Below are 17,570 nucleotides of genomic sequence, written 5' to 3' on the forward strand. Positions count from 1 at the left end.
GGCGGTCGCCCCGCCCCGCCGGGTGCGGCGGGGCGGTCAGCGGAGCGCCCGGCCGGCGGTGACCGGGGGCGCGGTGGACGAGGGTCGGGGCGGCGGGGTGGGGCCGAGGGTGGGCAGGCCGGCGATGCGCCAGGCCGCGAAGCCACCGGCCACGTCGGTGGCGCGGTGCAGGCCGAGGTCCTGGAGGGCGGCGGCGGCCAGCGACGAGGTGTAGCCCTCCTGGCAGAGGACGACGACCGGCACGTCGTAGCCGACCGCCTGCGGCAGGCGGGCCGCGCACCGCGGGTCGAGGCGCCACTCCAGGACGTTGCGCTCGACGGTGAGCGCGCCGGGCACGGTGCCGTGCGCGGCCCGCTGGCCGGCCGGGCGGATGTCGACCAGCAGCGCGCCGCCCCGGTAGGCGAGGTGCGCCTGCTCGGGGTCGAGGCGGCGCAGCCGGGCACGGGCGGCGGCGAGGATCTCGTCGATGCCCCGCGAGCCGGACGGGGGGACCGGACAGCTCTCGGCAGGGGCGGGGGTCTGCGCCATGGTGGCGTCCTTCCGTTCGGCGGGAATCGGGGGCGGGGTCGCCGGGCGGCTCACCAGGCGACGCCGGCCTCGGCCACCTCGGCGACCCGGAGCCGACCGGCGTCGAGGTGGTAGCGGGTCATCCGGCGCAGCGCCGGCCGGTAGACGTGCACGCTGACCGCCGGCTCGGTGGCGCGGTTGGTGACCCGGTGCACGTGCCGGGCACCGAAGCGCCGGCCGGCGCCGGCGGCGAGCCGGTGCGGACGCAACCGGCCGCCACTGACCGTCTCCTCGACGAGCAGACCGGCGACGACCAGGAAGGCGCCGGACGAACCACCGTGGTCGTGCAGGTCGGTGCCCTGCCCGGGCAGCCAGCTCAGCGCCCACACCTCGTGCGCGGCGTCGGCGTGCAGGCGCGCGTACCACCGTTCGGACCGGTCGAAGCGCAGCGGCACCGGCCAGCCGGTCGGGTCGGCCCACCGGGCGGCGACGGTGAGCAGGTCGGCGGGGTCGGAGCTGGTCATCGGCGGGTCGTCCTCACGGTGCGGAGCGGAGCGTGCCCCCACACTTTAGACGGCAAACCCTATAGGTTTAGTAGGTAATACCACATGGCGGGACGCGGTTCACCCGATCGTTCATCTCGCCTCCCGTGCCGGCTGCGCAAGCTGCCAGGCGGGGCCGGCCGCGACGCCCTAACCTGGGCGGGTGCCCGACGAACTGGACGCCGAGACCATCGCCTTCGCCCACCGGATGTTCGACCTGGCCCGCGCCGGCGAGACGGTGGAGCTGGCGGCCAACGTGGACGCGGGACTGCCGGTCGACCTGACCAACGCCAAGGGCGACACACTGCTGATCCTGGCCGCCTACCACGCCCGCCCGGAGACGGTGGCCGCGCTGCTCGCCCGCGGCGCCGACCCGGACCGGGTCAACGACCGGGGGCAGACCGCGCTGGCCGCGGCCGTGTTCCGGCAGAACGTGGCGGCGGTCCGGGCGCTGCTCGACGCCGGCGCCGACCCGGACCACGGCGCCCCCTCGGCGGTGGAGACCGCCCGGTTCTTCACGCTGCCCGAGATGCTGACGCTGCTCGGGCGCGACTGAGCACCCGGGCCCGCCGCGCGAGGCGTATACAGGTGCGGTGGAGGATCCCGTACCCGAGCAGATGCGCACCGCGGCCACCGCGCTGCTGGCGGCGCTGGACGAGCCGGCCCGACGACGCGCCCGGCACGCGTTCGACGACGAGCCGGCCCGCCGGTGGCTGGAGTACCGGCCCCGACCCCGACCCGGCGTCCCGGTCGCCGACCTCGACGTCACCGCCCGCAAGGCCGCCCACCGGCTGCTCGCCACCGCGCTCAGCCCGGCCGCGTACGCGCAGGCCATGGCCGTGATGGCGCTCGAAGAGGTGCTGGACCGGGCGGAGGGCTGGCAACGCGACCGGCACAGCGGCGACTACTGGGTGGCGGTCTTCGGCGACCCGGCCCACGACGACCGCTGGGCGTGGCGGTTCGAGGGGCACCACTTGTCGGTGAGCATGACCGTCGTCGACGACCGGGTCTCCCCCGCCCCGATCTTCCTCGGCGCGAACCCGGCCACCGTGCGGCACGCCGGCCGCCCCGTCTCCCGGCCGTTGGGCCCGGAGGAGGACCTGGCCCGCGAGCTGCTGGACGCGCTCGGCCCCGGCGGGCGGGCCGCCGCGGTGATCGCCGAGGAAGCCCCGGCCGACATCATCAGCGCCACCCGGGCCACCGCGCCCGGCCGGCTCGACCCGCTCGGCGTACCCCGGGGCCGGCTCGGGCCGACCGGCCGCGCGTTGCTCGACCGCCTGGTCGCGCTCTACCTCGACCGGCTCCCGGCCGACCTGGCCGCCCGGGAGGCGTCCCGCCTCGACGGCGGCGAGCTGCACTTCGCCTGGGCCGGGCCGGCGGAGCCGGGCCGGCGGCACTACTACCGGGTGCAGGGCGAGGACCTGCTGATCGAGTACGACAACACCACCGACGACGGCAACCACGCGCACACCGTGCTGCGCCGCCCGGCTGGTGACTTCGGCACCGACGTGCTGGCCGCGCACCACGCCGCCGCGCACCGCCCCGTCACCGGCGACGCGTCTCGATGAGGAACCGCCGGGCGTGGGCCACGAACGGCCCCTCGGCCCGGATCCGCTCGTCGAGCCGGCGCAGCTCGGCGCGGTAGCGGTCGACAGTGAACCCGGGCACGGTCCACACCACCTTGCGCAGGAACCAGACCACCGCGCCGATGTCGTGGAAGACGGTACGCAGGGTGGCGGTCTGCAGGTCCACCACGGTCAGTCCGGCGGCCTCGGCGGCGGCGACCGCGTGCTCCGGGTGGCGGTGCTCCGGTGGCGGCAGCGGCCCGAGGATCGCCTCGCTGAGTTCCCGGACCGTGCCGGGGCCGATCTGCTGGGAGAGGAAGCTGCCGCCGGGGCGCAGCACCCGGGCCACCTCGTCCCACCGGGTGTCCACCGGATGCCGGCTGACCACCAGGTCGAACGCGGCGTCGCGGAACGGCAGCGGCGGCCGGTCACCGACCCGGACGACGTGACCCCCGACCCGGCGCAGGTTGCGCCGGGCCACCGGCACGTTCGGCGGCCAGGCCTCGGTGGCGACCAGCAGCGGTGGCGGCGCGGACGCCGCCTCGGCCAGCACCTCGCCGCCGCCGGTGTCGATGTCCAGGGCGGCGTCGACGGCCGTCAGCCGGGCCCCGAGGAGTCGCGCGTAGCCCCACGGCGGGCGCTCCTCGGTGGCCCGCCCGGCCAGCCAGGAGAAGCCCCACCCCTCGACCGGCGCCGCCTCGGCCTCGGCGACCAGTTCGTCAAACCCACGCTCGGTGACCATGGGCCCGAGCCTGCCGCCGATCGACGACGGCCGGCAACGCGATTTCCGTGCCCGGCCGGGCCGGCAGCCCTTCCCGGTCCGCGCCCCGCCGGCCAGCTTCCGATGCCGGCCCCCGATCTCCGCGCGGCAGAGCGGACGCGCCCCGGGCGTGAGCACGCCGGACCCGCGGTCAACGTGCTCACGCGACGTGACGGCCGGGGAAGGCAGTCCACGCAACAGCGGTATGCCTCCTGGTCATGTTCATGACCAGGAGGCATACCGCGCTCACCTGTCTGCCCGCCGCGACACGCCCGGCGCCCCCACTGGGACGCGACGGACAGGCTGCCGGCGGTGATCAGAAGGGGCGCGGACGGGCGATCTCGACGGTGGCGCCGGGGATCGTCTCCAGCCCGGTCGGCTCGGCCGTGCGGTGCCGGTCGGACTGCTGCATCAGCCGCGCGCCCAGGCCCACACCGACCGCGCCCACCGCCAGCGCCACCAGCTCGGTGGCGAGCTGGCCGCCGGTCGCGCCGCGCTGCGGCGCGTGCGCCCGGATCAGGCAGGTGAGCAGGAACATCGCCGCCATCACGGCGTTGACCAGGTTGAACGTGATGGCGGTGCGGTTGGCGCGGCCGATCCGCACGTCCCACAGGTCGACCAGCCCGGCGACCGTGGCGAGCCCGGCGGCGACCAGCGCGGCGACCGCCGTCCAGTAGCCCACCTCGCCCAGGAACGCCGGACCGCCGACGACGTCGGCCAGGTCGAACACGGCGGCGCTGACGAAGAGCCCGAACGGGAACGTCACCAGCATCGGTTGGATGGGGTGCCCCTGCACCCGAAGTCGGCTCTCCATCGCGTCCTCCCCACGTCGGCGCGGCTCACCAGTCCAGGGTGCTACCCGACCCCCGCCGGGGCGAAACGACTGTCGTTCAGTTGTCCCGAGGCCGGGAGACGGTGAGCACCAGCCGCTCGGCCACCTCGCGCAGCGGGATGTCCAACGAGGACGCGGCGCTGCGGAGCACGTCGAGCGCCTCCGCCGCGGGGCAGCCCCGCTGCGTCATGATCACGCCGACGGCCTGCCCGACCACGCCCTCGGCCAGCAACGCGCCGTCGAGCTGGCCGGCCCGGGCGGTCGCCCGCTCCCGGTCACGGACCGCGGCGAGCAACAGACCGGCGTGCTCGGCCAGCAGCATCGCGGTGAGCTGGTGACTCGGCGTGAGCGCGCCGGGCGACGACGCGTACAGGTTGATCGCGCCGATGACCTGCTCGTCCACGTCGACCGGCGCGGAGATCACGCCGTGCACGCCGAGCGCGCGGGCGCGCGTGCTCCAGGTCGGCCAGGGAGACTCCTCCGCCAGCCCGCCCGCGATGATCATCTCGCGGCGGCGGATCGCGGTCAGGGCCGGCGTGTCCGGGCCGTGCCGCAGGTCGTCCAACTCGGCTCGCTCCGGGTCGGAGGCGGCCACGCCGGCGGGCTCGCCGGCACGCAGCGCGGTGAAGCCGCAGCAGTCCACGCCGGGCACCGTGTCCCGGGCGATCCGGACCAGGCGGTCCAGCGCCTCGTCGAACACCGCGACGCCGATCAGGCCGGCGGTCAGCTCACGCAGCAGCGCGGCGGTCTCCAGCACACCCAGGTTGTCGGTCATGGGTAGACGGGTGTCGAGGTTCACCGCGCCACGGCCCCCACCGCCTCCGCGTCGGTCCACGCGGTGTCCCCGTCCGGCGCCGTTGCCTGTTCCATGTCCGTCCTCCCTCTGGCCGAGCCTCGGCCTACTACCCTCGCCGGCCGGCATCGAAACCGCGCAAAGGGCCCCTTCCGGCCGTACCGACCGGAGGGGCCCTGCGATCCGGGTCAGCGGGACCCGGAGATGAGCCGCCGGCCCACCGAGGCGATCAGCCGGTCCAGCTCCGAGCCGAACGGGTTGTCGTGCACGAGGTACGTCCAGGTGGCGCTCGGCCGCACCAGCTTCGACGCGTCCGGCTCCCACCCCTCGTCGAACTCGGTCTCCTCGAAGGTGGCGATGGTGCGCGTCTCGATCTCCGGCATCAACGCGTTGAACGCCGGCACCGCGCTGCGGTGGAACTCGTCGAGCGGGTCGAGCCGGCCCAGCGCCCGCAGGTGCACACCCTCACGCACCTCGGACAGCTCGGCCAGGTGCTCGGCCCAGAGCCGGTCCAGGTGGTAGAGCGCGATCGAGCGGGAGACGTCGGCGAGCAGGTCCTCGTCCATCTCGCCGGCCTTCTCCGGCACCCGCTCCAGCAGCATCAGCGCGGCGATGTCGGTGGTCAGCAGCCGCTCCCGCCGCTCGGCGAGCGCCTTGCGCTGCTGCTCGATCACGTGGCTGTAGCGCCAGGTGTTGCGGTGGATCTCGTGGTTGACGCCCTCGGCGACCCGCTGGGCGTGCTCGACCGCGTAGTCCACCTGCGGGTCGGTGACCAGACCGTCGGCGTTCATCCGGGGCGACGCCGGCACGGTGTCGCCGGCGTGCCGGACGACCAGGTCGTCCTCCAGGCTGACGAAGAAGACCGACCCGCCCGGGTCGCCCTGCCGGCCGGCCCGGCCGCGCAGCTGGTCGTCGACCCGGCGGCTGTCGTGCCGGCCGCTGCCGATCACGTAGAGGCCGCCCAGCTCGGCCACCCGCTCCCGGTCGGACTGGTCGCTGCCACCGAGCCGGATGTCGACGCCCCGGCCGGCCATCTGCGTGGAGACCGTCACCGCGCCGTGCGCGCCGGCCTCGGCGATGATGCCGGCCTCCTCGTCGTCGTTCTTGGCGTTGAGCACCACGCACGACACGCCGGCGGCGTGCAGCGCGGCGGCCAGCCCCTCGGACTCCTTCACGTCGAGCGTGCCGACCAGCACCGGACGCCCCGCCTGGTGGCAGCGCGTGATCTCGTCGACCAGCGCCTCCTCCTTCTCGGCGCGGGTGGCGTAGATCCGGTCCGGCTCGTCCTCCCGGACGCACGGGGTGTTCGGCGGGATCACCGCCACCTCGAGGCCGAAGAACTCGCGGAGCTGGTCACCGACGAGCACCGCGGTCGCGGTCATCCCGCAGACGGTCGGGTAGAGCGCGATGTACGCCTGCACGGTGACCGTGCCCAGCACCTCGCCCTCGGCGCTGGCGTCCAGCCCCTCCTTCGCCTCGACCGCGGCCTGGAGCCCGTCCGGCCAGCGGCGGCGCTGCGCGACCCGGCCGCGCATCTCGTCGATCAGCTCGACCGAGTCGTCCCGCACGATGTAGTCGACGTCGCGGTGCAGCAGCGCGTGCGCGTGCAGCGCCACGTTCACCGCGGAGAGCTGCCCGACGTGCTCGGCGTCGTACAGGTCGATGCCGCCGAGCTTCGCCTCGACCGTGGCCAGGCCGACCGAGGTGAAGGCGACGCTGCGACCGTCCTCGGCGACCGTGTAGTGCTTGCCCTTGCGCAGGCCGCGTACCAGCGCGGCGGCGGCGTGCACCGGGTCCTGCTCGCCCGGGACCGCGCCGGCGAGCACCATCGGCACCCGCGCCTCGTCGATGAGGATCGAGTCGGCCTCGTCCACGATGGCGGTCTTCAGCGGCGGCTGCACCCGGTCGGCCACGTCGGTGGCGAGCTGGTCGCGCAGGTAGTCGAAGCCGGCCTCGCTGACCGACACGTAGGTGACGTCGCAGCGGTACGCGGCGCGGCGCTCCTCCGGGGTGGACGCCTCGTTGACCCACCCGACGGTGAGCCCGAGCAGCGTGTAGACCGGCTGCATCCACTCGGCGTCGCGGCGGGCCAGGTAGTCGTTGACGGTGAGCACGTGCACCGGGCCGTTGCCGAGCCGGACGTGCCCGTACGCGGCGACGGTCGCGGTGAGCGTCTTGCCCTCACCGGTGGCCATCTCCGCGACCTTGCCGGAGAGCAGCGCCATGGCGCCGAGCAGCTGCACGTCGTAGGGACGCTGGTCGAGCCCGCGGCGGGCCGCCTCGCGCCCGATCGCGCAGATCTCCTCGTACTTCTCGGCCCGGCCGGCGGCCTCGGTCAGCTCGGCGTCGGTGAGCTTCTCCAGCTCGGCCTCGCGCGACTCGATCGCCGGCAGCAGCTTCTCCAGCGGGGCCAGGTCGACCGTCGTCCCCGGGCGCTGGAGGAACCGGCGGAACCTGGTCTTGAACCGTTGCGACACACCCATGAGCGGCAACGGTACGCGAACCGCAGCCGATTGTGACCCCCGCCCGCCACCGGGGCCGGGTCGTGTCCGGAATTCGCCCGCCCGGCCGGTTCCGACGCCTCCGGGCGGATCAGGCCACGAGCAGTTGGTGGGCGGCCAGCTCCCGGTAGAGCGGGCTGGTGGTGGTCAGCTCGTCGTGGGTGCCGACCCCCACCACCCGGCCGCCGTCGAGCACCACGATCTGGTCGGCGTCCACCACGGTGGAGAGCCGGTGCGCCACGATCAGCAGGGTGCGGCGCACCGACACCGCGTCGATCGCCCGGCGCAGCGCCGCCTCGTTGCGGGCGTCGAGGTTGCTGGTCGGCTCGTCGAGCAGCAGCACCGGCGGCCCGGCCAGCAACGCCCGGGCGATGGCCAGCCGCTGCCGCTCCCCGCCGGAGAGCAGCACGCCGCCCTCCCCCACCTGCACGTCCAGCCCGTCGGCGGTCCGGTCGGCCAGGTGTCCCAGGTTGACCTCGTCGAGCACCGCGCGCAGCCGGTCGTCGGGGGCCTCCGGCGCGGTGATCAGCAGGTTGTCCCGCAGCGTGCCGGCGAGCACCGGCGCCTCCTGCTCGACGTAGCCGAGCCGGGCGCGCAGCGCGTCCCGGGGCAGCTCCCGCACGTCCACGCCGTCCAGGCGTACCGCGCCCTCGCCCACCTCGTAGAAACGCTCGACGAGCGCCAGCAGGGTGGACTTGCCGGCGCCGGACGGACCCACCAGGGCGGTGCGGGTGCCGGCCGGCACCGTGAAGCTCACCTCGTGCAGCACCGCCGGGCCGCCGGGATAACCGAAGCCGACCCGCTCGAACTCCACCCGGGCCGGGGCGTCGGCGGCCGGTGCGGCCACCGGGCCGGGGCGGTCACCGGCGCCCTCGTCCGGCACGGTGAGGATCTCCTCGATCCGGGCCAGCGCGCCCAGGCCGCTCTGCAACTGGGTGTACGCGTGCACCGCCTGGCCCAGCGGCAGCACCAGGAAGAACAGGAACATCACGAACGCGACCAGGTCGCCCACGCCGATCGCCCCGGCCGCCACCCGCGCCCCGCCCACGGCCAGCACCAGCAGGAACGCGCCCTGCACGGTGACCGTGCCGGCCGGCCCCACCACCGCCTGGGCGCGGGCCACCCGCAGCCCGGCGTCGTACGCCGCGGTCGCGCTCGTCACCACGGTGCCGGTCTCCCGCTCCTCGGCGCGGCTGGCCCGGATGGTCCGGGCCGCGGAGATGGCCCGCTCGACGGCCGAGGTCATCTCCCCGACGCGTTCCTGGGCGCGGCGGGCCAGCCCGCGCACCCGGCGGGCGACCGTGACGGCGAAGCCCACGCCGACCGCGACCGACGCCAGCGTCACCCCGAACAGCAGCGGGTCCAGCAGCAGCATGGCGGTGCCGGCGCCGACCACCATCACCGCCCCGGTGACGGTCTCGAAGAGGCCGGACGTGACCACCGCGCGCAGCAACGTGGTGTCGGCGCCCACCCGGGACAGCAGGTCGCCGGTGCGGCGCCGGTCGTACTCGACGATCGGCAGCCGCAGCAGGTGCCCGGCGAGCCGCCGCCGGACGCCCAGCACAAGCCCTTCGGCGGTGCGTTGCAGCAGGTAGTCGCGGAGCCCGCCGAGCAGCGCGCCGGCCACCACCAGGGCGACCAGCGCCACCACCAGCGTGGTGGCCGGGCGGCCGGCGGTGATCCGGTCCAGCACGGTGCGGGTGAGCAGCGGTTGGGCGAGCGCGGCGGCGGCCCCGGTGAGCGACAGCGCGCCCACCGCGACGAGGGTGCCGCGGTGGGCGCGCAGGTAGGGCAGCAGAGCGGCGAGTCCCGGCGTCGGGCCGGCGTCGGCGGTCATGACCGAACGGTAGTCGGGTCCGGCACGCCGTCCGGGCCGGCGGGCCCGGTCAGCCGGTCAGCACCACCTGCAACTCCGAGCGGCGACGCTCGGCCAGGTCGGTGAGCAGGGCCGGCGCCTCGTCCAGCGGCACCACGGCGGAGACGAGGTGCTTGCGGATCTGGTCGCCGTACTGGCGCAGCAGCTCGATCGTCTCCGCGGAGAGCCGCTCCCGGTCCCAGGTCGGGGCCAGCCCGCGCGGCACCCGGCCGATCTGCGCGCAGCGCAGCGACAGCCCGTTGTGGTGGAACTCCTCGCCGAGCCGGACCGCGTCCGCGCCGCCCTGGTAGAACGCCAGGTCGATCACCGTGCCCTGGGGCCGCAGCAGCCGCAGCGCGAGCTGCAACGCCCAGTCCTGGCCACGGCACTGGAAGACCACGTCCGCGCCCCGGTCCCCGGCGGCGTGGTTCCACCGGGTCTTGAGCACCGTGCCCGGGTCGTCCGCCTCCGGGTCGAGCGTCTCCAGGCCGAGCGCCTCGGCCACCTGCCGGCGGGCCGGGGTGGGGTCCACCACGACCACCGAGGCGGCGCCGTGACGGCGGGCGAACAGCGCGGTGAGCAGCGCGACCACGCCGCTGCCGACCACCGCCACCCGGCGGCCACGGACCCCGTCGCCCAGCGTCCGGACGTCGGTGCCGCAGAGGTCCGCGGCGGCGTGCAGCAGCCCGTTGGCGCAGATCGGCCCCATGTGCGCCACGTAGACGCCGAGCAGCGGATCGAGGTCGTCGGGCAGCGGCACGAACCGCTCGGCGACCGGGTCGGCCACCCAGCCGCTGCGGTGCCCGTACGTCATCGCGCCGACCGTGCCCACCGCGACCGCCGGGGTGCGGCTCTCCACCACGCGGCCGACCTGCATGTAACCGAGCCGGGTCACCGGGTACGGGGTGCTCGCCTCCCCCGGCTGGAACAGCCCGAGACCGGCGTTCCAGGTGACGTGCAGGTACGGGTTGGTGCCCTTGACGTAGCTCAGCTCGGTGCCGGCGGAGACGCCGCTGTAGAGCGTCTCCACCCGGAACGTGCCCTCGCGCAGCTCGGGCGCGTCCTGCTCGATCAGCTCGACCCGGCCCGGACCGTTGACCACCACCACCCGGTCACGCATCGACTGTCACCCCCGCGTCGGCCACCACGGCGGTGGTCCGGGCCGCCGGGCCGGTCGGCAGCGCCACCGGCCGGCCGGTCCGCGCCGACTCGGCCAGCGCGAGCGCCAGCCGTTGGGTGCGCAGCGCCTCGGCGTACGGGACGCGCACGTCGTCGCCGACGCCGCGGACCGCGTCGACGAACGCCCGGTCGACGGCGATCCGCGCGTCGTCCGGGTCGGCGGGCAGGTGCCGCTCGCCGTCGGCGTCGGAGATCGTCAGGCCGTCCTCGGCCAGCGACAGGGCCAGCCCGTCGGCCAGGATCTCCAGGCCGGCCCGGTGCTTCCAGGTGAGCACGCAGGCTGCGGCGAGCGTGCCGACCGCACCGGAGTCGAACCGCAGCGTGGCCGCGGTCACCGAGTCGATGTCGGCGCCGTCGACCGGCGGCGGGGTGCCGTCGCCGTACGCGGTCACCTCGGTGACCTCGCCGACCAGCACCCGGATCAGGTCGAGCACGTGCGCGGCCTGCTCCACCACCGGGCCGCCGGACCGGTCCCGCCGCGCCCACCACGCCACCGGCGGCACCTTGTCCAGCCAGGCCCCGTTGACCATCCGCACCGGACGGTCGGCGAGCAGCCGCCGGGCCTCCTCGACCACGCCCAGGTACCGCCAGTGGTGGCCGACGCCGGTGCGCAGCCCACGCTGCTCCACCAGCGCGGCGACCCGCTCGGCCGTCTCCAGGTCGACCGCGACCGGCTTCTCCACGAACATCGGCACGCCGGCGGCGATCACCGCCTCCTCGGCCGGGCCGTGCGCGAACGGCGGCACGCAGACGTACACCGCGTCCGGGCCGGCGGCGAGCAGCTCGTCCACGTCCCGGAAGACCCGACCGCCGTACGTGCCGGCGAGCGCCTCCGCCGCCTCCGCCGCGACGTCGGTCACGCCGAGTAGTTCCACGCCCTCGAAGCCCGTGAGCACCCGGGCGTGGCGTTGCGCCACCCCACCGGCCCCGACCAGTCCCACCCGCATCCTGCCGCCCTCTCGACGTGACTGAAAGCCTGCGGACAGCACTCCCCCGGCCGGTACGCCGGCAAACGCGACCGCGGGCGCAACGTGACGTTCATCCCGGTGATCAGGTGCTTCGGCAGGATGCGGTTAGCGCGGGCGCCGTTCTGGGAAAACCAGAGTCCGCGATTCCGCCACTAATGGGGGGTGCCCGTGCGGGAATCAGATTCGACCGTCTCACCGGTGGTGGAGGCGTGGGCCACGTACCGAACCAGTACGGCCGACGACTGGCCGGCGCACCGGCTGGTGCGGGCCAAGGGTGGCAACCGGGTCAGCGTGGTGCTGCCGGCGCGCAACGAGGAGGCGACGGTCGGCGCGATCGTGTCGACCATCCGCGAGCACCTGATGGACCGGGTGCCGCTCGTCGACGAGCTGATCGTGGTGGACTCCCGGTCCACCGACCGGACCGCCCAGGTGGCCCGCGCGGCCGGCGCCGAGGTGGTGGGGCAGGACGCGATGACGCGTGGGCTGCCGCGGCTCACCGGCAAGGGCGACGCGCTGTGGGCCGGGCTGGCCGCGGCCGAGGGGGACGTGGTCGCGTTCGTCGACGCCGACCTGCGCGAGTTCCGGCCGCACTTCGTCACCGGGCTGCTCGGGCCGCTGCTCATCGACCCGAGCGTGGAGTTCGTCAAGGGCTTCTACCACCGGCCGCTGGTCGGTGCGACGGGCGTGGAGCCCGACGGCGGCGGCCGGGTGACGGAGCTGATGGCCCGACCGCTGCTCAACCTGTTCTGGCCCGAGCTGGCCGGCTTCGTGCAGCCGTTGGCCGGCGAGTACGCGGGCCGCCGCACGGTGCTGGAGCGGGTGCCGTTCGTCACCGGGTACGGCGTCGAGACGGCGATGCTCATCGACCTGCTGGAGCTGGTCGGGCTGGACGCGCTGGCCCAGGTCGACCTCGGCCAGCGCAAGCACCGACACCAGGACACCGCCGCGCTGGGCCGGATGTCGGCGCAGATCATGCTGACCGCCTGGTCCCGGCTCCAGCGGCGCGGCTGGGCGGCGCCCGGGACGATGCCGACCCCGATGCTCACCCAGTTCCGTCGGGGCGGCTCCGAGACGCTGCCCAACCTGGACCGGGAGATCGTCGTCAACGACGTCTCGGTCGAGGAACGCCCACCGCTGGCCGAGTTGCGCCACCGCGTCCCGCGCCGCCGGGTCGCCGCATGACCCTCACATCCGAGAGAAGAGGCAGCGCATGACGCTCACCGTGCTGATGAACGCCGGCCCGTGGCTGTCCGTGCCGCCGCCCGGGTACGGCGGGATCGAGAACGTGGTGGCCACGCTGGTGCCGGAGCTGCGCCGGCTCGGCGTACGGGTGGTGCTCGCCTCGGTGGAGAGCAGCACGCTGCCGGTCGACGAGCGGATCGCGGTCTTCCCGGACGGGCAGTTCCCCGCGTTGCAGCGGCCGTACAACCAGGTCTGCGGCGTGTCCCAGGCGCACCTGGCGCACGTGGTGCGGGCGCTGCACTCCCGCGACGACATCGACCTGGTGCACGACCATGTGGAGGCGGTCGGGCTGGCCACCCTGGCCGCGATGGGCCCGGACGCGCCGCCGGTGCTGCACACGCTGCACTGGGACCTGGCCAAGCATCCGGAGCTGTACGGCAACCTCGACGGCGGTGACCGGGTGCGGGTCAACGGGGTGTCCGCCTCGCAGCTCGCCCGCGCTCCCCGCGCGCTGCGGGAGCACTCGGTCGGCCACGTGCACCTGTCCACCCCGCTGGCGGTCGACGCGGACCGCCGTCCGGCGGCCCCGAAGGGCGACCACGTGGTGATCCTCGGCCGGATCAACCCGGGCAAGGGGCAGGACCTGGGTGCCCGGCTGGCCCGGGAGGTCGGCTTCCCGCTGGTGCTGGCCGGCCCGGTCGGGCCGTACCACCGGCCGGCGGACCTGGCCGCGGCCGGCGACGAGGCGCGGCAGAACCCGGACGTGCGGTTCTTCCACGACCACGTCGCCCCGTACGTCGACGGCGACCTGGTGCGCTGGGTCGGCACGGTGGCCGGGCAGGAGCGCGACGACCTGGTCGCCTCGGCGCGCGCGTCGTTGTTCCCGCTGCGCTGGGAGGAGCCGGGCGGCACGGCGGTGGTCGAGTCGCTGTCGCTGGGCACGCCGGTGGTGGCCACCGCCCGGGGCTGCCTGCCGGAGCTGATCGCGCCCGGCCGTACCGGCCTGCTCACCACCGACGAGGAGGAGCTGGGCGACCTGGTGCTCGCCGCCGGCCGGCTGGACGCCGACGAGTGCCGGCGCGAGGCGGCCGACCGGTTCACCCCGGCCCGGATGGCCGAGCGTTACGTCGAGCTCTACGACCGGGTCCGCCAGGGCGCCACGCGGTCGTTGCAGCCCGCCTGATCGAGGGCATCATCGCCGGCCCGGCCGCCGGTTCGGCGGCCGGGCCGGCGTGCGTCGCGGCCGGGCCGGCGTGCGTCGCGGCCGGGCCGGCGTGCGTCGCGGCCGGGCCGGCGTGCGTCGCGGCCGGGCCGGCGTGCGTCGCGGCCGGGCCGGCGTGCGTCGCGGCCGGGCCGGCGTTTGCCGCCGGGTGGGCCGGGGAAACCGTCGGCTCCCGCGGTGGCGAGGAGGCCGGCGTGACGAACTCGATGGCGCACTCCCGGGCGCGGCGCAACCCGGCCGACGGCCGGGCGCCGGTGCGCCGGGCCGCCTCGGGTTTCGCGGTGCTCCTGCTGCTGCTCGGTGTGCTGGGCTTCGTGCCCGGGATCACCAGTTCCTTCGCCGACCTGCGGTTCGCCGGACCGGCGTCCGGCGCCCGGCTGTTCGGCCTGTTCCAGGTCTCGGTGCTGCACAACGTCGTCCACCTGGCGCTCGGCGTCGCCGGTCTGCTGCTGGCCCGCACCGTCGCCGGCGCCCGCGCGTTCCTGCTCGGCGGCGGCGCGGTCTACCTGGTGCTCTGGCTCTACGGCCTGGCCGTCGACCGGCGTACCGAGGCGAACGTCCTGGCGGTGAACCGCGCCGACACCTGGCTGCACCTGCTGCTGGGGGTCGCCATGCTGGCGCCGGGGCTGCTCGCCGGCCGCCGCGACCGCCGCCGCTGACCCCCGCGCCCGTCCCGGCCCGAGGCACGGGCCGTGTGGCGCCGCCACCCTGACCTGCGCCGGGACGCGTCGGATGGCCGGTTTCGGTGGTCCGGGGGGCGGGTACGTCGATAGCCTCCCGACGAGTTGGAAACGAGGGCCCGATGTCGACCCGGATCAGGTGCGAGGTCCGCGACGAGTCACCGGTCACCGTCGTACGGTTGGCCGGCGCGCTCGACCTGGGCACGATGCGTGCGGTGCACGAGGTGCTGGACCGGTGCCTGGCCGCGCAACCGGACGCGCTCGTGGTCGACCTGGAGGAGATCGACGTCACCGACCCGCTGGCGCTGTCCGTGTTCGCGGCGGCGGCCCGGCGGGCGGCCGACTGGCCGGCGGTGCCGATGGTGCTCTCCGCCCCGCCACGGGAGACCGCCGCCTGGCTGAACGAGACCACCGCCTGCCGGGTGGTGCCGGTGCGCCGGGACTGCGCGGAGGCGGCGGCGCTGGCCGGCACCGCGGCGTCCCCACGGCTGCGGGCCCGGTTGGAGCCGGTCGCCGGGGCCTGCCGGCGGGCCCGGGAGCTGGTCACCGAGGCGTGCGGCCGGTGGAACGTGCCGGAGCTGGCCGGTCCGGCCTCGCTGGTGCTCAGCGAGCTGGTCGGCAACGTGGTCCGGCACGCCGGCACGCCGATGCATGTCACGCTGACGCTGCGCCGGCCGTACCTGCGGGTGGCGGTGATGGACGGCAGCCCGGCGGAGGCGTACGCCCTGACCGGCCGTGATCCCCGCGCGGAGGGCGGCCGGGGGCTGATGCTGGTGCGGGAGCTGACCCAGCGCTGGGGCAGCACGCCGGTCGGCGCCGGCAAGGTCGTCTGGGCCATGCTCCCGGCGAACTGACCGAATTCTCCGCTCTCGCCTGGTTACATGGTAGAGGGGACGGGTACGCGCGTCCGTCCTGTCTGTCGTCACCTGGGGTGAGATGCCATGCCCAAGCGAGTAGTCACGGATCCGGCACACGACCGGGGGCCGGCGATCCTCGCACCGGCCCGGTTCGGCGGGTATCCCGGCCCGGTCCGGGAGGCGGTGAAGGGCAACTCGCTGTGGCGGTTGCTGCGCACCACCGACGCCAAGCTGATCGGCCTGCTCTACCTGGCCACGTCGTTCGCGTACTTCCTCATCGGCGGCTTCATGGCGATGCTGATCCGGGCGGAGCTGGCCCGGCCGGGGATGCAGCTGCTCTCCCCCGAGCAGTACAACCAGATGTTCACCATGCACGGCACGATCATGCTGCTGCTGTTCGCGACGCCGATGGTGTTCGGGTTCGGCAACTACCTGGTGCCGTTGCAGATCGGCGCGCCGGACGTGGCCTTCCCCCGGCTCAACGCGTTCGCGTACTGGCTCTACTTCTTCGGCGCGGCCATCACGGTGGGCGGGTTCCTCACGCCGCAGGGCTCGGCGGACTTCGGCTGGACCGCGTACACGCCGCTGAGCACGTCGCAGCACACGCCCGGGGTGGGCGCGAACATGTGGGTGGTCGGGCTGGCCGTCTCCGGTCTGGGCACCATCCTCGGCGCGGTCAACATGATCACCACGATCCTGACGCTGCGCGCGCCCGGCATGACCATGTTCCGGATGCCGATCTTCACCTGGAACCTGCTGCTCACCAGCGTCCTGGTGATCTTCGTGTTCCCGCTGCTGGCCGCCGCGCTGTTCGCGCTCGCCTCGGACCGCATCCTGCACTCGCACGTCTACGACCCGACCACCGGCGGGCCGATGCTGTGGCAGCACCTGTTCTGGTTCTTCGGGCACCCCGAGGTCTACATCGTCGCGCTGCCGTTCTTCGGCATCATCACCGAGATCATCCCGGTCTTCGCCCGGAAGCCGATCTTCGGCTACACCGGGCTGGTGCTCGCCACGCTCGCCATCACGGTGCTGTCGATGGCGGTCTGGGCGCACCACATGTTCGCCACCGGCCAGGTGCTGCTGCCGTTCTTCAGCATCCTGAGCTACCTGATCGCGGTGCCGACCGGGGTGAAGTTCTTCAACTGGATCGGCACCATGTGGAAGGGGCAGCTCACGTTCGAGACGCCGATGCTGTTCGCCATCGGCTTCCTGGTCACGTTCCTGCTCGGCGGCCTGACCGGCGTGCTGCTGGCCAGCCCGCCGGTCGACTTCCACGTCACCGACTCGTACTTCGTGGTGGCGCACTTCCACTACGTGCTGTTCGGCACCATCGTGTTCGCCGCGTTCGGCGGCATCTACTTCTGGTTCCCGAAGATGACCGGCCGGCTGCTCGACGAGCGGCTGGGCAAGATGCACTTCTGGACCATGTTCGTCGGCTTCCACGCCACGTTCCTGGTGCAGCACTGGCTCGGCGCCGAGGGCATGCCCCGCCGGTACGCCGACTACCTGCCCAGCGACGGCTTCACCGGGCTCAACGAGATCTCCACCATCGGGTCGTTCGTGCTCGGCGCGTCCACGCTGTTCTTCATCTACAACGTCTGGAAGTCCTGGCGGTACGGCGCCATGGTCACCGTGGACGACCCCTGGGGGTTCGGCAACTCGCTGGAGTGGGCCACCACCTGCCCACCGCCGCTGCGCAACTTCGACCGGATGCCGCGGATCCGCTCCGAGCGGCCGGCGTTCGACGCCAAGTACGGCCCGCTCGTCGCCGACCTCGGCCGCGACCTGCCGCAGCGCACCACCCGGCCGCCGCAGAGCCTCGGCGAGGAGTTCCACCACGTGCGGTACCCGAAGGAGTCGCCGGCCGCCGAGGGCGCGCACGGCGCCCGCGAGGCCGTCGAGTACCACCCCGCGCCGCAGTCCGGCGCCCGGCCGGTGGAGGTGCCGGAGCCCGAGGACGTGCGCCGGCCCAGCTTCGAGGAGACCGACGAGCCGGAGGAGACGATCCTCGGCGCCCAGCGCGAGGACCAGCCCGACGACAGGTGGCGGCACCCACGCGGACACGGCGACACCCCGGAGAACTGAAAGGAGGGGCCCCGCCTCACGCATCCGGTAGAGGCGGGG

16 protein-coding genes are annotated in these 17,570 nt (G+C 74.6%); 7 read left to right on the forward strand and 9 right to left on the reverse strand.

The window, feature by feature from the left end:
• Positions 1-36: 36 nt before the first annotated feature.
• Positions 37-528, reverse strand: a complete 492-nt coding sequence (locus tag VKK44_RS14950; protein ID WP_343447602.1) for a rhodanese-like domain-containing protein — start codon at positions 526-528, stop codon at positions 37-39.
• A gap of 50 nt (positions 529-578) precedes the next feature.
• Positions 579-1,031: a cysteine dioxygenase gene (locus VKK44_RS14955; RefSeq protein ID WP_343447603.1), complete on the reverse strand. Its 453-nt coding sequence runs from the start codon at positions 1,029-1,031 to the stop codon at positions 579-581.
• A 181-nt stretch (positions 1,032-1,212) separates the two neighbouring features.
• Here VKK44_RS14955 and VKK44_RS14960 point away from each other — a divergent pair, with 181 nt between their 5' ends.
• Positions 1,213-1,605 (forward strand): ankyrin repeat domain-containing protein, encoded by a 393-nt coding sequence (locus VKK44_RS14960; protein WP_343447604.1) that lies wholly within the window; start codon positions 1,213-1,215, stop codon positions 1,603-1,605.
• A gap of 37 nt (positions 1,606-1,642) precedes the next feature.
• Complete coding sequence (locus VKK44_RS14965; RefSeq protein ID WP_343447605.1) at positions 1,643-2,617, forward strand: DUF3500 domain-containing protein; 975 nt, start codon at positions 1,643-1,645, stop codon at positions 2,615-2,617.
• On the opposite strand, the gene VKK44_RS14970 is transcribed toward VKK44_RS14965, so the two are convergent.
• From VKK44_RS14970 to VKK44_RS15000, 7 genes are all read right to left on the reverse strand, one after another.
• The gene (locus tag VKK44_RS14970; protein WP_343447606.1) at positions 2,595-3,356 is read right to left on the reverse strand and encodes a class I SAM-dependent methyltransferase; all 762 of its coding nucleotides are present in this window, start codon (positions 3,354-3,356) and stop codon (positions 2,595-2,597) included. The genes VKK44_RS14965 and VKK44_RS14970 overlap by 23 nt on opposite strands.
• 334 nt (positions 3,357-3,690) lie before the next feature.
• Positions 3,691-4,188, reverse strand: a complete 498-nt coding sequence (locus VKK44_RS14975) for a DUF2231 domain-containing protein (RefSeq protein ID WP_343447607.1) — start codon at positions 4,186-4,188, stop codon at positions 3,691-3,693.
• 76 nt (positions 4,189-4,264) lie between these two features.
• On the reverse strand, positions 4,265-5,005 hold the full coding sequence (locus VKK44_RS14980; protein WP_343447784.1) for a GAF and ANTAR domain-containing protein: 741 nt from the start codon (positions 5,003-5,005) through the stop codon (positions 4,265-4,267).
• 182 nt (positions 5,006-5,187) lie between these two features.
• Positions 5,188-7,482, reverse strand: a complete 2,295-nt coding sequence (secA2, locus tag VKK44_RS14985) for an accessory Sec system translocase SecA2 (RefSeq protein ID WP_343447609.1) — start codon at positions 7,480-7,482, stop codon at positions 5,188-5,190.
• A gap of 109 nt (positions 7,483-7,591) precedes the next feature.
• Complete coding sequence (locus tag VKK44_RS14990) at positions 7,592-9,337, reverse strand: ABC transporter ATP-binding protein (RefSeq protein ID WP_343447610.1); 1,746 nt, start codon at positions 9,335-9,337, stop codon at positions 7,592-7,594.
• 49 nt (positions 9,338-9,386) lie between these two features.
• Positions 9,387-10,475 carry a zinc-binding dehydrogenase gene (locus VKK44_RS14995; protein WP_343447611.1) on the reverse strand — a complete coding sequence of 363 codons (1,089 nt, stop codon included), beginning with the start codon at positions 10,473-10,475 and terminating at the stop codon, positions 9,387-9,389.
• Positions 10,468-11,481, reverse strand: a complete 1,014-nt coding sequence (locus VKK44_RS15000; protein WP_343441698.1) for a Gfo/Idh/MocA family protein — start codon at positions 11,479-11,481, stop codon at positions 10,468-10,470. Before VKK44_RS15000 ends, VKK44_RS14995 begins: the two co-directional genes overlap by 8 nt.
• Before the next feature lie 222 nt (positions 11,482-11,703).
• Between VKK44_RS15000 and VKK44_RS15005 the strand changes: the two genes are divergently transcribed.
• The 5 genes from VKK44_RS15005 (at position 11,704) to ctaD (ending at position 17,531) form a co-directional block, all read left to right on the forward strand.
• Positions 11,704-12,684 carry a glucosyl-3-phosphoglycerate synthase gene (locus VKK44_RS15005; RefSeq protein WP_343447785.1) on the forward strand — a complete coding sequence of 327 codons (981 nt, stop codon included), beginning with the start codon at positions 11,704-11,706 and terminating at the stop codon, positions 12,682-12,684.
• A gap of 28 nt (positions 12,685-12,712) precedes the next feature.
• Complete coding sequence (locus VKK44_RS15010) at positions 12,713-13,867, forward strand: glycosyltransferase (RefSeq protein WP_343441699.1); 1,155 nt, start codon at positions 12,713-12,715, stop codon at positions 13,865-13,867.
• A gap of 245 nt (positions 13,868-14,112) precedes the next feature.
• Positions 14,113-14,565, forward strand: coding sequence for a DUF4383 domain-containing protein (locus VKK44_RS15015; protein ID WP_343447786.1), 453 nt, complete (start codon positions 14,113-14,115; stop codon positions 14,563-14,565).
• Positions 14,566-14,708: 143 nt separating this feature from the next.
• Positions 14,709-15,440, forward strand: coding sequence for an ATP-binding protein (locus VKK44_RS15020; RefSeq protein WP_343441700.1), 732 nt, complete (start codon positions 14,709-14,711; stop codon positions 15,438-15,440).
• Between the two features lie 87 nt (positions 15,441-15,527).
• A complete protein-coding gene (gene ctaD / locus VKK44_RS15025) occupies positions 15,528-17,531 on the forward strand; it encodes an aa3-type cytochrome oxidase subunit I (RefSeq protein WP_343441701.1) in 2,004 nt (667 codons plus the stop codon).
• Positions 17,532-17,570: the final 39 nt, after the last annotated feature.

This window comes from Micromonospora sp. DSM 45708 (assembly GCF_039566955.1).
GTDB lineage: Bacteria > Actinomycetota > Actinomycetes > Mycobacteriales > Micromonosporaceae > Micromonospora.

Excerpts from the sequence above, each read along its gene's own strand:
- VKK44_RS14950 (WP_343447602.1), bottom strand. The coding sequence starts at position 528 with ATGGCGCAGACCCCCGCCCCTGCCGAGAGCTGTCCGGTCCCCCCGTCC.
- VKK44_RS14955 (WP_343447603.1), bottom strand. The coding sequence starts at position 1,031 with ATGACCAGCTCCGACCCCGCCGACCTGCTCACCGTCGCCGCCCGGTGG.
- VKK44_RS14970 (WP_343447606.1), bottom strand. The coding sequence starts at position 3,356 with ATGGTCACCGAGCGTGGGTTTGACGAACTGGTCGCCGAGGCCGAGGCG.
- VKK44_RS14975 (WP_343447607.1), bottom strand. The coding sequence starts at position 4,188 with ATGGAGAGCCGACTTCGGGTGCAGGGGCACCCCATCCAACCGATGCTG.
- secA2 (WP_343447609.1), bottom strand. The coding sequence starts at position 7,482 with ATGGGTGTGTCGCAACGGTTCAAGACCAGGTTCCGCCGGTTCCTCCAG.
- VKK44_RS14990 (WP_343447610.1), bottom strand. The coding sequence starts at position 9,337 with ATGACCGCCGACGCCGGCCCGACGCCGGGACTCGCCGCTCTGCTGCCC.
- VKK44_RS14995 (WP_343447611.1), bottom strand. The coding sequence starts at position 10,475 with ATGCGTGACCGGGTGGTGGTGGTCAACGGTCCGGGCCGGGTCGAGCTG.
- VKK44_RS15000 (WP_343441698.1), bottom strand. The coding sequence starts at position 11,481 with ATGCGGGTGGGACTGGTCGGGGCCGGTGGGGTGGCGCAACGCCACGCC.
- VKK44_RS15010 (WP_343441699.1), top strand. The coding sequence starts at position 12,713 with ATGACGCTCACCGTGCTGATGAACGCCGGCCCGTGGCTGTCCGTGCCG.
- VKK44_RS15015 (WP_343447786.1), top strand. The coding sequence starts at position 14,113 with ATGGCGCACTCCCGGGCGCGGCGCAACCCGGCCGACGGCCGGGCGCCG.
- VKK44_RS15020 (WP_343441700.1), top strand. The coding sequence starts at position 14,709 with ATGTCGACCCGGATCAGGTGCGAGGTCCGCGACGAGTCACCGGTCACC.
- ctaD (WP_343441701.1), top strand. The coding sequence starts at position 15,528 with ATGCCCAAGCGAGTAGTCACGGATCCGGCACACGACCGGGGGCCGGCG.